Origin of the sequence: Amycolatopsis cynarae (genome assembly GCF_026802195.1) — a bacterium.
In the GTDB taxonomy this organism is placed as follows: Bacteria; Actinomycetota; Actinomycetes; order Mycobacteriales; family Pseudonocardiaceae; genus Amycolatopsis_E; species Amycolatopsis_E rhizosphaerae.
Genome location: NZ_CP113836.1, coordinates 5,191,945 through 5,206,764 on the forward strand (window position 1 = coordinate 5,191,945; position 14,820 = coordinate 5,206,764).

16 protein-coding genes are annotated in these 14,820 nt (G+C 69.6%); 5 read left to right on the plus strand and 11 right to left on the minus strand.

Annotation, left to right across the window (positions count from 1 at the left end; all coding sequences use genetic code 11):
* The first annotated feature begins 25 nt into the window (after window positions 1-25).
* Window positions 26-1,414: a mycothione reductase gene (locus tag ORV05_RS24795; RefSeq protein ID WP_268759883.1), complete on the plus strand. Its 1,389-nt coding sequence runs from the start codon at window positions 26-28 to the stop codon at window positions 1,412-1,414.
* Here the strand turns inward: ORV05_RS24795 and ORV05_RS24800 are convergent.
* Window positions 1,405-2,625, minus strand: coding sequence for a CynX/NimT family MFS transporter (locus ORV05_RS24800; RefSeq protein ID WP_268754413.1), 1,221 nt, complete (start codon window positions 2,623-2,625; stop codon window positions 1,405-1,407). The two genes, ORV05_RS24795 and ORV05_RS24800, sit on opposite strands and share 10 nt — an antisense overlap.
* Before the next feature lie 26 nt (window positions 2,626-2,651).
* Between ORV05_RS24800 and ORV05_RS24805 the strand changes: the two genes are divergently transcribed.
* A complete protein-coding gene (locus ORV05_RS24805; RefSeq protein ID WP_268754414.1) occupies window positions 2,652-3,347 on the plus strand; it encodes a FadR/GntR family transcriptional regulator in 696 nt (231 codons plus the stop codon).
* Here the strand turns inward: ORV05_RS24805 and map are convergent.
* The 6 genes from map to dxr all read right to left on the minus strand — a co-directional run bounded on the left by map (window position 3,310) and on the right by dxr (window position 9,400).
* Complete coding sequence (map, locus tag ORV05_RS24810) at window positions 3,310-4,167, minus strand: type I methionyl aminopeptidase (protein ID WP_144591542.1); 858 nt, start codon at window positions 4,165-4,167, stop codon at window positions 3,310-3,312. The two genes, ORV05_RS24805 and map, sit on opposite strands and share 38 nt — an antisense overlap.
* 28 nt (window positions 4,168-4,195) lie before the next feature.
* Complete coding sequence (locus ORV05_RS24815; RefSeq protein ID WP_268754415.1) at window positions 4,196-5,050, minus strand: GNAT family N-acetyltransferase; 855 nt, start codon at window positions 5,048-5,050, stop codon at window positions 4,196-4,198.
* Between the two features lie 66 nt (window positions 5,051-5,116).
* Window positions 5,117-5,686, minus strand: a complete 570-nt coding sequence (locus ORV05_RS24820) for a Uma2 family endonuclease (RefSeq protein ID WP_268754416.1) — start codon at window positions 5,684-5,686, stop codon at window positions 5,117-5,119.
* An 83-nt stretch (window positions 5,687-5,769) separates the two neighbouring features.
* Entirely contained in the window at window positions 5,770-6,921 is a 1,152-nt protein-coding gene (gene ispG / locus ORV05_RS24825) for a flavodoxin-dependent (E)-4-hydroxy-3-methylbut-2-enyl-diphosphate synthase (RefSeq protein ID WP_268754417.1), read from the minus strand.
* 46 nt (window positions 6,922-6,967) lie between these two features.
* Complete coding sequence (locus tag ORV05_RS24830) at window positions 6,968-8,191, minus strand: M50 family metallopeptidase (RefSeq protein ID WP_268754418.1); 1,224 nt, start codon at window positions 8,189-8,191, stop codon at window positions 6,968-6,970.
* 3 nt (window positions 8,192-8,194) lie between these two features.
* Window positions 8,195-9,400 carry a 1-deoxy-D-xylulose-5-phosphate reductoisomerase gene (gene dxr, locus ORV05_RS24835; RefSeq protein WP_407652548.1) on the minus strand — a complete coding sequence of 402 codons (1,206 nt, stop codon included), beginning with the start codon at window positions 9,398-9,400 and terminating at the stop codon, window positions 8,195-8,197.
* 92 nt (window positions 9,401-9,492) lie between these two features.
* Here dxr and ORV05_RS24840 point away from each other — a divergent pair, with 92 nt between their 5' ends.
* The gene (locus ORV05_RS24840; protein WP_268754420.1) at window positions 9,493-9,762 is read left to right on the plus strand and encodes a DUF2631 domain-containing protein; all 270 of its coding nucleotides are present in this window, start codon (window positions 9,493-9,495) and stop codon (window positions 9,760-9,762) included.
* A 24-nt stretch (window positions 9,763-9,786) separates the two neighbouring features.
* On the opposite strand, the gene rlmN is transcribed toward ORV05_RS24840, so the two are convergent.
* Window positions 9,787-10,908, minus strand: a complete 1,122-nt coding sequence (gene rlmN, locus ORV05_RS24845) for a 23S rRNA (adenine(2503)-C(2))-methyltransferase RlmN (protein WP_268754421.1) — start codon at window positions 10,906-10,908, stop codon at window positions 9,787-9,789.
* 95 nt (window positions 10,909-11,003) lie between these two features.
* Between rlmN and ORV05_RS24850 the strand changes: the two genes are divergently transcribed.
* A complete protein-coding gene (locus ORV05_RS24850; RefSeq protein ID WP_268754422.1) occupies window positions 11,004-11,612 on the plus strand; it encodes a PadR family transcriptional regulator in 609 nt (202 codons plus the stop codon).
* On the opposite strand, the gene ORV05_RS24855 is transcribed toward ORV05_RS24850, so the two are convergent.
* Entirely contained in the window at window positions 11,570-12,385 is an 816-nt protein-coding gene (locus ORV05_RS24855) for a class I SAM-dependent methyltransferase (protein WP_268754423.1), read from the minus strand. The two genes, ORV05_RS24850 and ORV05_RS24855, sit on opposite strands and share 43 nt — an antisense overlap.
* 82 nt (window positions 12,386-12,467) lie before the next feature.
* Between ORV05_RS24855 and ORV05_RS24860 the strand changes: the two genes are divergently transcribed.
* Window positions 12,468-13,313: a VOC family protein gene (locus ORV05_RS24860; protein WP_268754424.1), complete on the plus strand. Its 846-nt coding sequence runs from the start codon at window positions 12,468-12,470 to the stop codon at window positions 13,311-13,313.
* A 13-nt stretch (window positions 13,314-13,326) separates the two neighbouring features.
* Here ORV05_RS24860 and ORV05_RS24865 read toward each other — a convergent pair whose 3' ends face one another.
* Both ORV05_RS24865 and frr read right to left on the minus strand, forming a co-directional pair.
* Entirely contained in the window at window positions 13,327-14,217 is an 891-nt protein-coding gene (locus ORV05_RS24865; protein ID WP_268754425.1) for a phosphatidate cytidylyltransferase, read from the minus strand.
* Entirely contained in the window at window positions 14,217-14,774 is a 558-nt protein-coding gene (gene frr, locus ORV05_RS24870; RefSeq protein ID WP_268754426.1) for a ribosome recycling factor, read from the minus strand. Before frr ends, ORV05_RS24865 begins: the two co-directional genes overlap by 1 nt.
* Between the last annotated feature and the right edge of the window lie 46 nt (window positions 14,775-14,820).

Here is a 14,820-nt window from a genome sequence, read left to right on the forward strand (position 1 = left end):
CGCGATGACGGCAAAGGATGGCACAGTGCCCCACTACGACCTGGTGATCGTCGGTACCGGCTCCGGGAACTCGATTCTCGATCCGCGGTTCGCCGACTGGAAGACGGCGATCGTGGAGAAGGGGGTCTTCGGCGGCACCTGCCTCAACGTCGGCTGCATTCCGACGAAGATGTTCGTGCACACCGCCGACCTCGCGGCCACCCCGTCGGTCAGCGACCGGTTCGGTGTGGAAGAGGAACTGGTCGCGGTGCGCTGGCGCGAGGTGCGCGACCGGATCTTCGGCCGGATCGACCCGATCGCGGCAGGCGGCCGGGAGTACCGGATCGGCCACCCGGACAACGCGAACGTGACGGTGTACGAGGGCGAAGGCCGCTTCACCGGGCACAAGGAGCTCACGGTGACGACCGCCGGGGGCACCGAGACCCTCAGCGCGGACCGGTTCGTGCTCGCCGCGGGCGGACGGCCGGTGATCCCGGACGTCGAAGGACTGGACGAGGTGGGTTACCTCACCTCGGACACCGTGATGCGGCTCGATGAACTGCCCCGGCACCTGCTGATCCTGGGCAGCGGTTTCATCGCGGCCGAATTCGCGCACGTGTTCGCCTCCTTCGGGGTGGAGGTCACCGTGATCGCCCGCTCGGGCGCGCTACTGCGCTACGAAGACGAGGAGATCAGCCGGCGGTTCACCGAACTGGCGAGCCGGCGGTACGACGTCCGGCTGAACCGGCGGACCCTGCGGGCACGCCGTGACGGCTCCGGGGTGACCCTCGAACTGGAAGGCGGTGAAACGGTGCGCGGCGATCAGTTGCTGGTCGCCACCGGGCGCAGGCCCAACTCCGACCTGCTCGACGTGGCCGCCACTGGAGTGACCACTGTGGACAGTGGCCACGTGGAGGTGGACGCGCACCAGCAGACCTCCGTCGAGGGGATCTACGCGCTGGGCGACCTGTCCTCGCCCTTCGAGCTCAAGCACGTGGCCAACCACGAGGCCAGGGTCGTGCAGCACAACCTGCTGCACCCCGGCGAACCGATCGAGGCCGATCACCGTTTCGTGCCGCACGCGGTGTTCTCGTCCCCGCAGGTCGCCTCGGTCGGCCTGACCGAGCAGCAGGCGCGGCAGCGGGGGCTGGAGTACGTGACCGCCACTCAGGACTATGCCGGAATCGCCTACGGCTGGGCGATGGAGGACACGAGTGGTTTCGCCAAACTGCTCGCCGATCCTGCCACCGGCCTCCTGCTCGGCGCGCACATCATCGGCCCGAACGCGGCGACGGTGATCCAGCCGCTGATCCAGGCGATGAGCTTCGGGCTCGACGCGCACACCATGGCGCGGGGCCAGTACTGGATCCACCCCGCACTGCCCGAGCTGATCGAAAACGCACTGCTGAACCTGCCGGTGAAGGGTCAGAGGTAGCGGGGACGGCCGGCCAGCACACCGAACACCAGCTGCCCGGCCACCACGGTGAGCACCATCGCAAACGGCACCGTCCAGCCCCCGGTGAGGTCGTGCAACAGGCCGAACAGAAACGGGCCAGCCGCGGCGAGCAGGTAACCGAGCCCCTGCGCCATCCCGGACAGGCGGGCGGTGTCGTGCGAGGTGCGGCTGCGCAGTGCGATCGTGGTCAGCGCGAGGGAGAACACGCTCATCCCGATGCCGATGAGGACGGACCACAGCACCGGTGCCGCACCGGGCGCGACCATCACCCCGGTCACCCCGGCGAAGCCGCACCCGCCGAGCCCGAGAATCCACCAGCTCTGGCTGCCCTGCCGGGCCGCCAGCGGCGGCACGACCAGGCTGACCGGGAGCCCGAGGACGGAGACCAGGCCGAGCAGCAGGCCCGCGTCACCGCGGCTCACTCCGGCGTCCATCAGCACCTGCGGCAGCCAGCCCATCACGATGTAGGCCAGGCAGGCCTGGAAGCCGAAGAACAGCGTCACGGTCCACGCGAGGCCGTTGCGCAACAGGGACCGGCCGGCCTCACCGTGCGCTCCTTGGGGCACCGGCGGCGAGGGGCGGCCACGAGCGGCGGCGAGCCACACCACGAGCGCGAGACCGGACAGTGCCGCCCAGGACGCCAGTGCCGGCCGCCAGCCACCGAGAGCGGTGTCCAGGGGCGGGGTCGCGGCGGAGCCGAGGGCGCCACCGGCCTGCAGCGCCCCGGTGTAGAGCCCCGTCATCAGCCCGACGCGGGCCGCGAAGGACTCCTTCACCACCACGGGGATCAGCACGTTCGCCAATGCGATCCCGGCGGTGGCGACGAGGGTGCCGCCGAGCACCACCAGCGGGCCGTCCAGCACCCGCAGCACCAGTCCGGCGGTGAGCAGCGCCAGTGCCGTGGCGACCGCACCCCCGAGCCCGATCCGCCGGGCCACCCAGGGCGCGGTCGAACCGGCCGCCGCGAAACAGAGGCCGGGCACCGTGGTGAGGGCACCGGCCCAGGTCGAGGAGGCACCGAGCGTTTCCCGCATCTCGTCGAGCACCGAGCCGACCGAGGTGACCGCCGGACGCAGGTTCACCGCGGCGAGCACGACGGCGACCCCCAGGAGGACACCGCCGGCGAGCACCCGGCGCACGGAAGGCTGTTGCACGGTTATGTCGGCCACACTGGCTACTATGGCAGACATAGGATGATCGGGTGAAGGGATCAGGTGTGCCGCTAGCCACCACCCGGCGGGCCGGGCTCGTGGACCAGGTGATCGAGCAACTGAAGGGCGCCATCGCCGGGGGCGAGTGGCCGGTGGGCCACCGCATTCCGACGGAGAGCGTCCTCGCCACCACCCTCGGCGTCGGCCGCAACACCGTGCGGGAAGCCGTCCGCGCGCTCGCCCACGGCGGCCTCCTCGAAGTACGGCAGGGCAACGGCACCTACGTCCGGGCCACGAGCGAGGTGTCCGGCGCCCTCCGCCGCCTGTGCGGCACCGAGCTGCGCGAGGTCCTGCAGGTGCGGCGCAGCCTCGAAATGGAGGGCGCACGCCTGGCCGCGACCGCGCACACCCCCGAGGAACTAGCCGAACTCGGCGCGCTGCTGGACGAACGCGAGCGCGCGCAGCGCGAGAACTCGCTCGAGGACTTCGTCCGCGCAGATGCCGGCTTCCACCTCAAGGTCGTCCAATGTGGACACAACACGCTGCTCACCGAGCTCTACCGCGGCCTCACCGAGGTGGTGGCGGCCAGCGTGGCCACCACCTCCCACGATCACCTCGACGAGCGGACCGAGATCGGCCACCACGGCCTGCTGGCCGCGATCGCCGACCGCGATCCGGACCGGGCCGCCGCCGAAGCCGGCGGCTTCCTCGACCAGTTGCTGCTCAGGGAAGAGTCAGGATCTCCGCGCCCGTCTCGGTGACGACGATGGTGTGCTCGAACTGGGCCGTCCACTTCTTGTCCTTCGTGGTGACGGTCCAGTCGTCGTCCCAGACGTCGTAGTCGATCGTGCCGAGCGTGATCATCGGCTCGATCGTGAACGTCATGCCCTGCTCGATCACCGTCGTCACCGACGGTTCCTCGTAGTGCAGCACGGTCGGTGCGGTGTGGAAGGCGGGTCCGACACCGTGACCGGTGAAGTCCCGCACGACGCCGTAGCCGAACCGCTTGGCGTAGGACTCGATCACGCGGCCGATCACGTTCAGCTGACGCCCCGGGCGCACCGCCTTGATCGCCCGCATAGTGGCCTCGTGCGTGCGCTCGACGAGCAGTCGCACCTCTTCCGACACGTCGCCGGCCAGGAAGGTGGCGTTCGTGTCACCGTGCACCCCACCGATGTAGGCGGTGACGTCGATGTTGCAGATGTCGCCGTCCTCGATCACCGTCGAGTCCGGGATGCCGTGGCAGATGACCTCGTTCAGCGAGGTGCAGCAGGACTTGGGAAACCCGCGGTAGCCCAGGGTCGACGGGTAGGCGTGGTGGTCGAGCAGGAATTCGTGCACCACCTTGTCCACGTCTTCGGTGGTGTTGCCGGGTTTGACGGCCTTGCCGCCCTCCTCCAGCGCCTGCGCCGCGATCCGGCCCGCGATCCGCATCGCCTCGATGACCTCGGAAGTGCGCACACCATTGCCGTTGTCGCGCTTCGGTGCCGGCTTGTCCACGTACTCGGGGCGCGGAATGCTGGCTGGGACGGGCCGACGGGGCGTCTGGACGCCGGGCTTCAGTGGGGCACGCTGGGACATACCTCCACCCTACGGCGTGCCCGGAAAATCAGAACAGGACCGTGGCGTAGCGGCCGACCTGGCGGAAGCCGATCGCCCGGTAGGCGGCCAGCGCGGGACTGTTGAAGGAGTTGACGTACAGGCTGGCGGTACGGCCCAATCCGTTGACCAGATGGCTCACCACCGCCGCGGTCCCGGACCTGCCCAGGCCGTGGCCTCGCCGGTCCGGACGCACCCAGACCCCCTGGATCTGGCCCACGGTACGGGAAAGCGCGCCGATCTCGGCCTTGAACACGACTTCGCGGCCCTCGAACCTCGCGAACGCGCGCCCGCTCGCGATCAGCTCGGCCACGCGGGCACGGTAGCTCGCGCCGCCGTCTCCCGCGCACGGGTCCGCCCCCACCTCTTCGATGAACATGGCGATCGCGGCCGGCAGGTACTGCTCGATCTCGCTCGGCCGCACCGGACGGACCAGGGGATCCACCGCCACCTCCGTCCGGCCGTCCATCGCCATCAGCGGCTGGTCCTCGCGAACCTCCCGGGCGGGGCCCCACTCCCCCGCCAGCTGGTCCCACAGCCCGAGCACCTGCTCGGCCGGACCGACGAGAGAGGAACAGAGGCGCTGGCGGCGCAGCGCACGGTCGGCGAAGGAACGCAGCGCGGACGCGTTGCCGCGCAGGGGGATCAGGTTGGGGCCGGAGAAGCACAGACCGGGCAGCCGCCCGGAACCCCAGCCGCGGTAGTCGGCCGCCCACAGCTCACCGCCGAGCCGCCACGGATCGAGACCGGCGACCTCGACGCGAGCGCTCACCATGCAACTCGCCACGGGGTCGGCCGCGAGAACGGCACGGACCGCCGCGAAGTCCCGATCACCGAGCAGCCGTGCACCGGCAAGCCGCAACACATCGTCCAGACTGCCAGATGACCCCCCGGCACGGGCAACCGGCCGCCCCGACACCATGGCGCCGTCCTAGAACCGCGTGGTGTCCAGTCGAAGACCGAACGGCTCGCCGACCTCGACTTCACGGCCGAAGGGCACCCGGATCGTCTTGCCATACACGCCGTCCACCGGTTCCGAGAACAGCGAAACGGCCGGACCGTCCTCATCGAACTGGTCGATGAGCAGATACTGCGGGATCGGGCCGTGCGCGTAGGCCCACTTCTTCTTCGAGCGGTCGTGCCGGGCGTTGCCGCGGGAGGTGATCTCCACGGCCAGCAGGACGTGTTCCGCGGGAACCGGGTCCGAGCTCTCCGGGATCACGTCACGCGGCACCACGCACAGATCGGGCACGTAGATCCCGCCGATCCGCTCGATCCCCACACCCAGGGTCTGGAAGACACCGCAGCCTTCCGGTTTGCTCCCCACCAGCGCCTCATGCACGTGATCGGCGATGAGGTTGTGCGGTCCCCCCGGCGGCGGCGTCATCTGGATCCCCTCGACGGTGAGCTCGGGCCGCCATCCCTCCGGCACCTCGAGTTCGCGCCAGGTCTCCAGCAGGTAGTTCCAGCTCAGCGCGGAATCCGTGAAAGCGACGCTCACGACCCCACCCCGTTTCTGCGCTCGACGACTGCCCCCAAGGATAGCGGCAAGGGCGCCCGAGAAGCGCCCACCGAGCTCCGAGCCTAACTCACCGTGACGACGGGCTGACCGCTTCCTTCCGCCTCGCCGTGCTCCTCCGCGATGCGCATGGCCTCTTCGATCAGGGTCTCCACGATCTGGTGCTCGGGCACGGTCTTGATCACTTCGCCCCGGACGAAGATCTGCCCCTTGCCGTTGCCGCTGGCCACCCCGAGGTCGGCCTCGCGCGCCTCACCGGGGCCGTTCACCACACAGCCCATCACGGCCACCCGCAGCGGCACCTCCAGGCCCTCCAGGCCCGCCGTCACCTCGTCGGCCAGCTTGTACACGTCCACCTGAGCGCGGCCACACGACGGACAGGACACGATCTCCAGCTTGCGGGGGCGCAGGTTCAGCGACTGCAGGATCTGCGCGCCGACCTTGACCTCCTCCACCGGAGGCGCGGACAGCGAGACGCGGATCGTGTCGCCGATGCCCTGCCGCAACAGGGCTCCGAAGGCCACCGCCGACTTGATCGTGCCCTGGAACGCCGGGCCCGCCTCGGTGACGCCGAGGTGCAGCGGGTAGTCGCACTGCTCGGCGAGCAGCTCGTACGCCCGCACCATGACCACCGGGTCGTTGTGCTTGACCGAGATCTTGATGTCGTGGAAGTCGTGCTCGGCGAACAGGGACGCCTCCCACAGCGCCGACTCCGCCAATGCCTCCGGCGTCGCCTTGCCGTACTTCTTCAGCAGGCGGGGGTCCAGCGAACCCGCGTTGACCCCGATCCGGATCGGGGTGCCGTGGTCCTTGGCGGCCTGCGCGATTTCCTTGACCTTGTCGTCGAACTTCTTGATATTGCCCGGGTTCACCCGGACTGCCGCGCAACCGGCCTCGATCGCGGCGAAGACGTACTTCGGCTGGAAGTGGATGTCGGCGATCACCGGGATCTTCGACTTCTTCGCGATCGCGGGCAGCGCCTCCGCGTCGTCCGCCGAAGGGCAGGCGACGCGCACGATGTCGCAGCCCGCCGCGGTCAACTCGGCGATCTGCTGCAGCGTGGCGTTGACGTCCGCGGTCAGCGTGGTGGTCATCGACTGCACGGAGATCGGGTGTTCGCTGCCCACACCCACCGAACCCACCATCAACTGCCGGGTCGGGCGCCGTGGCGCGAGTACGGGAGGGGGAAGGGCGGGCATGCCCAGGGCGACGCTCATGGAATCCTCTACGGCCTACAGACGGCTGCGTACTCGATCAGCCTACCTACTGCAGACGGATCGGGTTGACGATGTCAGCCGTCACGGTGAGCAGCGTTACCGCCCCGCCGAGGAACACGATGACCATCGTGATCGCCGACAGCTTCGTGTAGTCCACCGGCCCGCCCGCGGCCTTGCCGCGCAGCCCGCGCTGCCAATCCCGGATCCGCTCGTACCAGGTGACCGCGATGTGGCCGCCGTCCAGCGGCAGCAGCGGCAGCAGGTTGAACACGCCGACGAAGAAGTTCAAGCTGGCCAGCAGGAGCAGGAACAACGGCCAGACCCCGGCTTCCACCGCCTCGCCGCCGATCCGGCTCGCGCCGACCACGCTGACCGGGGTGTTCGGATCCCGCTCGCCACCGAAGATCGCGTGCACCACCGCGGGGATGCGCTGCGGGAACTCCAGGAGCCGGTCCCAGGTCTGCACGAACATGTCCGAGGTGAACGATCCCGCCGCACCGAAGGCGGCGACCGGGCTGTAGTGCAGCGACTGCGCCATGACGACGCCGATCGCGCCGTTGCGGACGATCGTGGGCGCACCCTTCGGGTTGGCCGGGTCGGTGACCGGGCGGTCCACCTTCACCACGTCGACCGTCAGGGGGATGACCTGCCCGTCGCGCCGCACCTGCAGGGTGACCGGCCCGGACAGCGGTTTGATCCGGGCGGTCACGTCGGAGAAGGTGGGAGTGGCCACCCCGCCCACCGAGACGATCTCGTCGCCGGGCTTGAGCCCCGCGGCCTTCGCCGGAGCCGGGTCACCCGGCTGGCAGTCCGGCGAGGCCGCCTGGCTGGCCGTCGTGGCATTCGTCACACAGTCGGCCACCGAGTCGATCTGCGGTTTGCCCGTGTTGTTCGGCAGGCCCATCGTGGCCGCCATCACGTACAACACGAGGAAGCCGAGGATGAAGTGCGTCACCGACCCGGCGGCCAGCACGACGGTGCGCTTCCAGGTCTTGTACCGCCACATGGCCCGCGGCGCCTCGTCGGGGGTGACCTCGTCGAGGGCCGTCATCCCGGCGATGTCGCAGAAACCACCGAGCGGGATCCACTTCAGGCCGTACTCGGTCTCACCCCGGCGGAACGAGAAGACCTTGGGTCCGAAACCGATGAAGTAGCGGCGGACCTTCATCCCAAAGGCCTTCGCGGTGAGCATGTGCCCCGCCTCGTGCAGCGCGACGGACACGCAGATGCCCAGCGCGAAGAGCACGACTCCGAAAATGTAGGCGAGCAAGCCCTACTTCCTCTCCTCAGCGATTTCAGCGGCGCGGGCGCGCGCCCACCGTTCCGCGGCGAACACATCCTCCAGGTCGCGGGGTTCGCGGCGCCACTCGTCAGCCTCCTGAACCACCTGTTCAACAGTGTCCACGATGGAGGTGAAGCGGGCGTTCTGCGCGAGGAAGGCGGCCACCATCGTCTCGTTCGCGGCGTTGAACACCGCGGGCAGGCAGCCGCCGGTCGTCCCGGCGTGACGGGCCAGTTCGACGGCGGGGAAGGCCTCGGCGTCCAGCGGTTCGAAGGTCCACGCCGAGGCCTGGTCCCAGCGGCACGGCTGGGCCGCCCCCGGCACCCGGTCGGGCCAGTGGAGGGCCAGCGCGATCGGCAGGCGCATGTCGGGCGGGCTGGCCTGCGCCAGCGTCGAGCCGTCGGTGAAGGTCACCATCGAGTGCACGATCGACTGGGGGTGCACGACCACGTCGATGCGGTCGCAGGGCACGTCGAACAGCAGGTGAGCCTCGATCAGCTCGAGCCCCTTGTTGACCAGGGTGGCCGAGTTGATGGTGATCAGCCGCCCCATCGACCAGGTGGGGTGGGCCAGGGCGTCGGACACGCTCACCCCGGCCATCTCGGCTCTGCTGCGGCCGCGGAACGGCCCGCCGGAGGCGGTGAGCACCAGGCGGTCGACCTCGTCCGCCCGGCCACCCCGCAACGCCTGCGCCATCGCGGAATGTTCGGAGTCCACCGGCACCAGCTGGCCCGGCCTGGCCGCCTTGAGCACCAGTGGTCCCCCGGCGATCAGGGACTCCTTGTTGGCCAGTGCCAGCATCGCGCCGGTGTCCAGCGCGCGCAGCGTGGGCTCGAGCCCCTGGGAACCGGGCATCCCGTTGAGCACCACGTCCACCGGCACGGCGGCGATGAGTTCGGTCACCGCGTCGGCGCCGGCGAAGATCCGCGGCAGGCGGAACTCGCCCCGCGCGTACCCGCGGCGCTGCGCCTCGGCGTACAGCGCTAGCTGCAGATCCTCGACCGCGGTCGGTTTGACGACCGCGACCGCCTCCACCTCGTGGGCCAGGGCCTGGGCGGCGAGCGCAGCCGGATCGCCACCCCCGGCGGCGATGCCCGCGACGCGGAACAGGTGGGGATTACGGGCGGCGACGTCCAGTGCCTGCGTGCCGATGGACCCGGTGGAACCGAGCACGAGGACGGTGCGGGGTGTGTTCATCGCGACCATTGTCCCGAACCGCCCGCCGGGCGCGCCCGGGGCATGTGGGATTATCGCGAGTGCAGGTTCCGGCAGGTTGTGGAGGAGTGATCGTGGCAGGCAAGACGGTGGAGAAGCGGAAGCATTCCGGCGTCGGCACGGTGGACCCCCGCGACGAGCCGTCGGCGGCCTGGGGATGGCATGGCACCTTCCCGAAGGCCACCCGGATCGCCGGCTGGGTCACCGCGATCCTGTTGTTCGTGATGATCTACAACAACCACGAGAACAACACCGAGAACGTCTGGCTGATCGGTCTCGGCGTGGCCGTGATCATCGGGCTGCTCATCGACCTCAAGCGGCAGCGCACCGCCTGGCGGCGCTGACCGCACCCGCGGCCTGCGCCCGGCTCAGCCCTCGGCGGCGAGCTGGCCGCAGGCCGCGGCGATCTCCTGGCCTCGCGTGTCCCGGACCGTGCAGGCCACTCCCCCCGCGTTGACGCGGCGCACGAACTCCCGCTCGACGGCCTTCGGACTGGCGTCCCACTTGCTGCCCGGTGTCGGGTTCAGCGGGATGACGTTGACGTGCACGAGTTGGTTGAGGTGCTTGCGCAGCCGCTTGGCCAGCAGGTCCGCGCGCCACGGCTGGTCGTTGACGTCCCGGATGAGCGCGTATTCGATCGAAACCCGCCGTCCGCTGGTGTCGGCGTAGTAGCGAGCCGCCTCGAGCACCTCGTCCACTGACCACCGGTTGTTCACCGGGACCAGCGTGTCACGCAACTCGTCGTCCGGCGTGTGCAGGGACACCGCCAGGCGCACCTGGAGCTTTTCATCCGCCAGCCTCCGGATCGCCGGCGCCAGCCCGACCGTGGAGACGGTGACCGAACGCTGCGAAATGCCGAGCCCACCGGGGGCGGGGTCGGTGATGCGGCGGACCGCGGCCACCACTCGCTTGTAGTTGGCCAGTGGCTCCCCCATGCCCATGAACACGATGTTCGACAGGCGGCCCGGGGTCGGCTTCCCGTCCGGCCCCGGCATCAACCCGTCCCGCATCACCGCGGCGGCGGCCCGGACCTGGTCGACGATCTCGGCCGTGGACAGGTTGCGGTCCAGCCCGCCCTGCCCGGTGGCGCAGAAGGGGCAGGCCATCCCGCACCCCGCCTGACTCGAAATGCACAGCGTGGCCCGATCCGGGTAGCGCATGAGCACGCTCTCCAGCAGCGTGCCGTCGTGCGCCCGCCACAGCGTCTTCCGCGTGGTGCCCTCGTCGCAGGCCACCGCGCGAACCTCGGTCAGCAGCGGCGGCATCAGCTCCGCGACCAACCGATCGCGGGAGGCGGCCGGGATGTCCGTCATCGCCGCCGGGTCGACCGTGAGGCGCGAGAAGTAGTGATTCGACAGTTGCTTGGCGCGAAACGGCTTCTCGCCGAGTTCGGCGACCGCTTCCGCTCGCTCGGCGACGGTGAGGTCGGCCAGATGGCGGGGCGGCAGTCCGCGGCGAGGCGCCTCGAAGACCAGGGGGAGAGCAGTCATAACCGTTCCAGTGTCGCACGAACCGGCCCCTTGCCGAGCGACTGTTTCCGATATATCGTGAACATGTCGGAACATAACGAGGAAGGAGATCCGACATGCGATACCGAGCTTTTCCCTTCCCTCCGGATCCGGAGGGACGCAGGGCCTTCGGGCCGCGCGGCCGCGGTGGATTCGGCGAGTTCCCGCCCGGCTGGGGTCCCGGCGGCTCACGCCGCGGACACGGCCGTCCGCACCACCCCGGTGGCCGCCGCGGACGGCGCGGCGACGTGCGTGCGGCGATCCTCGCCCTGCTCGCCGAACAGCCACGGCACGGCTACGAAATCATCAGCGAGATCGCCGAGCGCAGCGGCGGGTTCTGGCGCCCCAGCCCGGGGTCGATCTACCCGACCTTGCAACTGCTCGCCGACGAGGGCCTGGTGATCAGCCACGACGAGGGCGGCAAGAAACTGTTCGAACTCACCGAGGAAGGCCGGGCGGCCGCCGGACGGCAGGACGAAACCCCGCCGTGGGAGCAGATCGCCCACGAGGTCGACCCGTCCGAAGTGAACCTGCGCAAGGCAGGCGCCACCCTGATGGCCGCCGCGATCCAGGTCTCCCAGGCCGGCACCCCCGGCCAGAAGAAACGAGCGGTCGAGGTACTCAACGAAGCCCGGCGTTCCCTCTACGGGATCCTGGGTGAAATCGACTCCGAAGACGACGAGTGACCCGGCAGCACGAGGCCGGTGGGCTTCTCGCGGACGTGTACGCGATAGTCCACCGGCACCGTGAAGCCGTTCGCGGGATCATCGTTGCGTCGTAGGACATCGGCGATGGCGCGCGCCGCCACCGCCGGACTGAATTCGATCTTCAGCACGGCTTCCAGCTCGGCGCGTTCGGCGAACCACCATCGCGTGGCGACGCGCCGGCAGCGGAAACCCTGACCGGCGAAAAACGCTTCCACCGCCGCCGGGTCGTAGTGCGGCAGGTCCTCGCGCATCCATCGGCCGTACGGCTCTCCGGTCACGTCGAGATCCACGATCACCAGCGAACCGCCCGGACGCAACACCCGGTCCGCTTCCCGCAGGCCCGGTTCGCAGCCCGGCCCGAAGAAGTAAGCGGTGCGCGCGTGCACGACATCCGCGCACCCCTCCGGCAGCGGCAACCGCTGTGCCGGACCGCCCAGCACCTCCACGTTGCGCAGTTCGCCGACCCGCCGTTTTGCCCGCAGCAGCAACGGTTCGTGCGGTTCGACCCCGACCACCGACCGCGCCGCCGAGGCGAACACCGGCAGGTGGAAGCCGTCACCGCAACCGACATCCACCACGTCCCGGCCGGCCCAGGCCGCCTCCTCCGCGATCACCCGCCAGATCGCGCCGTCCACGTCCTGCGCGCGGTTCTCCCGCTCGTAGACGTCCGGGTAGTACCAGATGTTCGGACTCGGTACCACGGCCCCGTCGCGGAGCTTCGCCTTCAGCCCGCGACGGGCGGCCTTCCACATGGGAACCAGCATAAGCGAGCGGAATCCGGGGAAACGCGCATCGAGCGGCCGTAGCATGGGCAGCGGAACACTGGAGGACGTCATGACTTTCGGTTCGCCGCTGCGCCGATCCCTTCCCACACCGGGAACGCCCTGCTGGGTGGAGCTGGCCACCGGCGACGAAGACACCGCCCAGCGCTTCTACGGCAAGCTGTTCGGCTGGAGCTTCCACGCCCACCGTGATCCGTCCACTCCCACCGGCCGGTATTTCATCGCGACTCTCGGCGGCAGTCAGGTCGGCGGCCTCTACCGGAGCGCGGGGGGCTCGGCCCCACAGTGGACCGTCAACATCTCCGTGCACAACACCGCGGGCGCCGCGGAATGGGTTGCCCGGCTCGGCGGCATGGTGACCCTCGGGCCGGTCGGTATCCCGCGCCGGGGCAGCGTGCTGCACGCGATGGATCCGGCCGGTGCCCCGCTCGTGCTCTGGCAGCCACCGCCGGACTGGGACTTCGGTACCGGAGTGCCGAACACCTTCGCCACCGCCGACCTCAACACCCACGACGGGGCCACCGCCGACGCCTTCTTCGGCCGCCTGTTCCGGTACAGGTGCCTGCAGATCGGGGACCACCACGGCATCGACTACGCGGAATGGCAGTTGGAGCACCAGCCGGTGCTGTACCGGTACGTGATGGGGCCCGAGTATCCGGCGGACACTCCGCCGCACTGGATGGTCTACTTCGCCGCCGATCCGGCGGTCGGGGTCGACGCCACGGCCGGACACGCAGTCATGCTCGGCGGCCGGATCGTGGTCGGCGCCTACGACTCCCCCTGGGGTCGCATCGCCGTCGTCGCCGACCCCGACGGGGCGGTGTTCTCGATCGTCGACCGGAGCGAAGTGCTCCAGGAGTGGGGCCGGGCCGAGGTCGACGACCCCTACGACGACTGAACCCGAGCCGGGTTCACCCCACGAAGGCCGACAGCAGCGCCCAGGAAACAACGGCCGAAGGCAGCAGCGAGTCCAGCCGGTCCATCAGTCCGCCGTGCCCGGGCAGGAGGGTGCCCATGTCCTTGATGCCCAGATCCCGCTTGATCAGCGACTCGACGAGATCGCCCAGGGTCGCGGTGAGCACGATGGCGGCACCGAAGATCACCCCCTGCCACACCAGCCCGTCCAGCAGGAACGACACCGCCAGTGCGCCGCCGGCGATGCCCGCGATCATCGACCCGGAGAAGCCCTCCCACGTCTTCTTCGGACTGATCGTCGGCGCCATCGGGTGCTTTCCCTTGAGCACGCCGGCCACGTAGCCACCGGTGTCCGAGGCGACCACCGCGATCATGAAGGTCAGCACCCGGCCGACCCCGTCGTGCGGCGGCACCAGCATCGCGGCAAAGGAAGCGAACAGCGGCAGGTAGGCCGCCGCGAACACCGAGGCGGTGATGTCGCGCAGATACCCCTGCGCCCCGCCGGGAAGCCGCCACAACAGGCAGGCCAGCACCGTGATCACGAACGCGATCAGCGCCCCGGCCCGCCCGTACGGCCAGGCCAGCCAGATCATCGCCTGACCCCCGACGAGCAACGGGACCAGCGCGAGCCGGATGTCGGCGGCGCGGCGCAGGGCCTGCGCGAACTCGAAGGTCCCGGCCGCGACCGCCAGCGCGATGATCCCGATGAACAGGTACCGCACGGTGAGCAGCGAGACGAGAATCGCCGCGCCCAACACCACCCCGACCGCGATGGCCGCCGGCAGGTTACGGCCGGCTCGCGACGGTTTCTTGGCCGGCTCGGCGGGTTCCACCGGCTCCGGAGAAGACATCGGCGCCTTCTCGCGCTCTTCGCTCACCTGGGCCATCAGACCTCGAGTAGCTCGGCTTCCTTGTGTTTGACGAGCTCGTCAATCTGGTTGACGTAGTTGTCGGTGAGGTGCTGCAGTTCCTTCTCGGCGCGGGCGACCTCGTCCTCACCGGCCTCGCCGTCCTTGGCGATCCGGTCCAGCTCTTCCTTGGCCTTGCGGCGGACTCCACGGATGTGCACCTTGGCGTCCTCACCCTTGCTCTTGGCCATCTTGACCATCTCGCGCCGCCGTTCCTCGGTCAGCTGCGGGATGACGACCCGGATGATGCTGCCGTCGTTGCTCGGGTTCACGCCGAGGTCCGAGTCACGGATCGCCTTTTCGATCGCGGCCAGCTGCCCCTGGTCGTAGGGCTTGATGATCGCCATGCGCGCCTCGGGGATGTTCACCCCCGCCACCTGGTTGAGCGGCATGGTCGAGCCGTAGGCCTCCACCATCACCCGGGAGAACATCGACGGGTTGGCCCGGCCGGTCCGCACCGACGACAGATCCTCCTTGGCGAAGGACACCGCTTTTTCCATCTTCTCCTCGGCATCGAGAAGGGCTTCGTCGATCACGGCTGCTCCCGTTGTCTCTCAGTTGTCTCCTGTGATCCCACCAGGA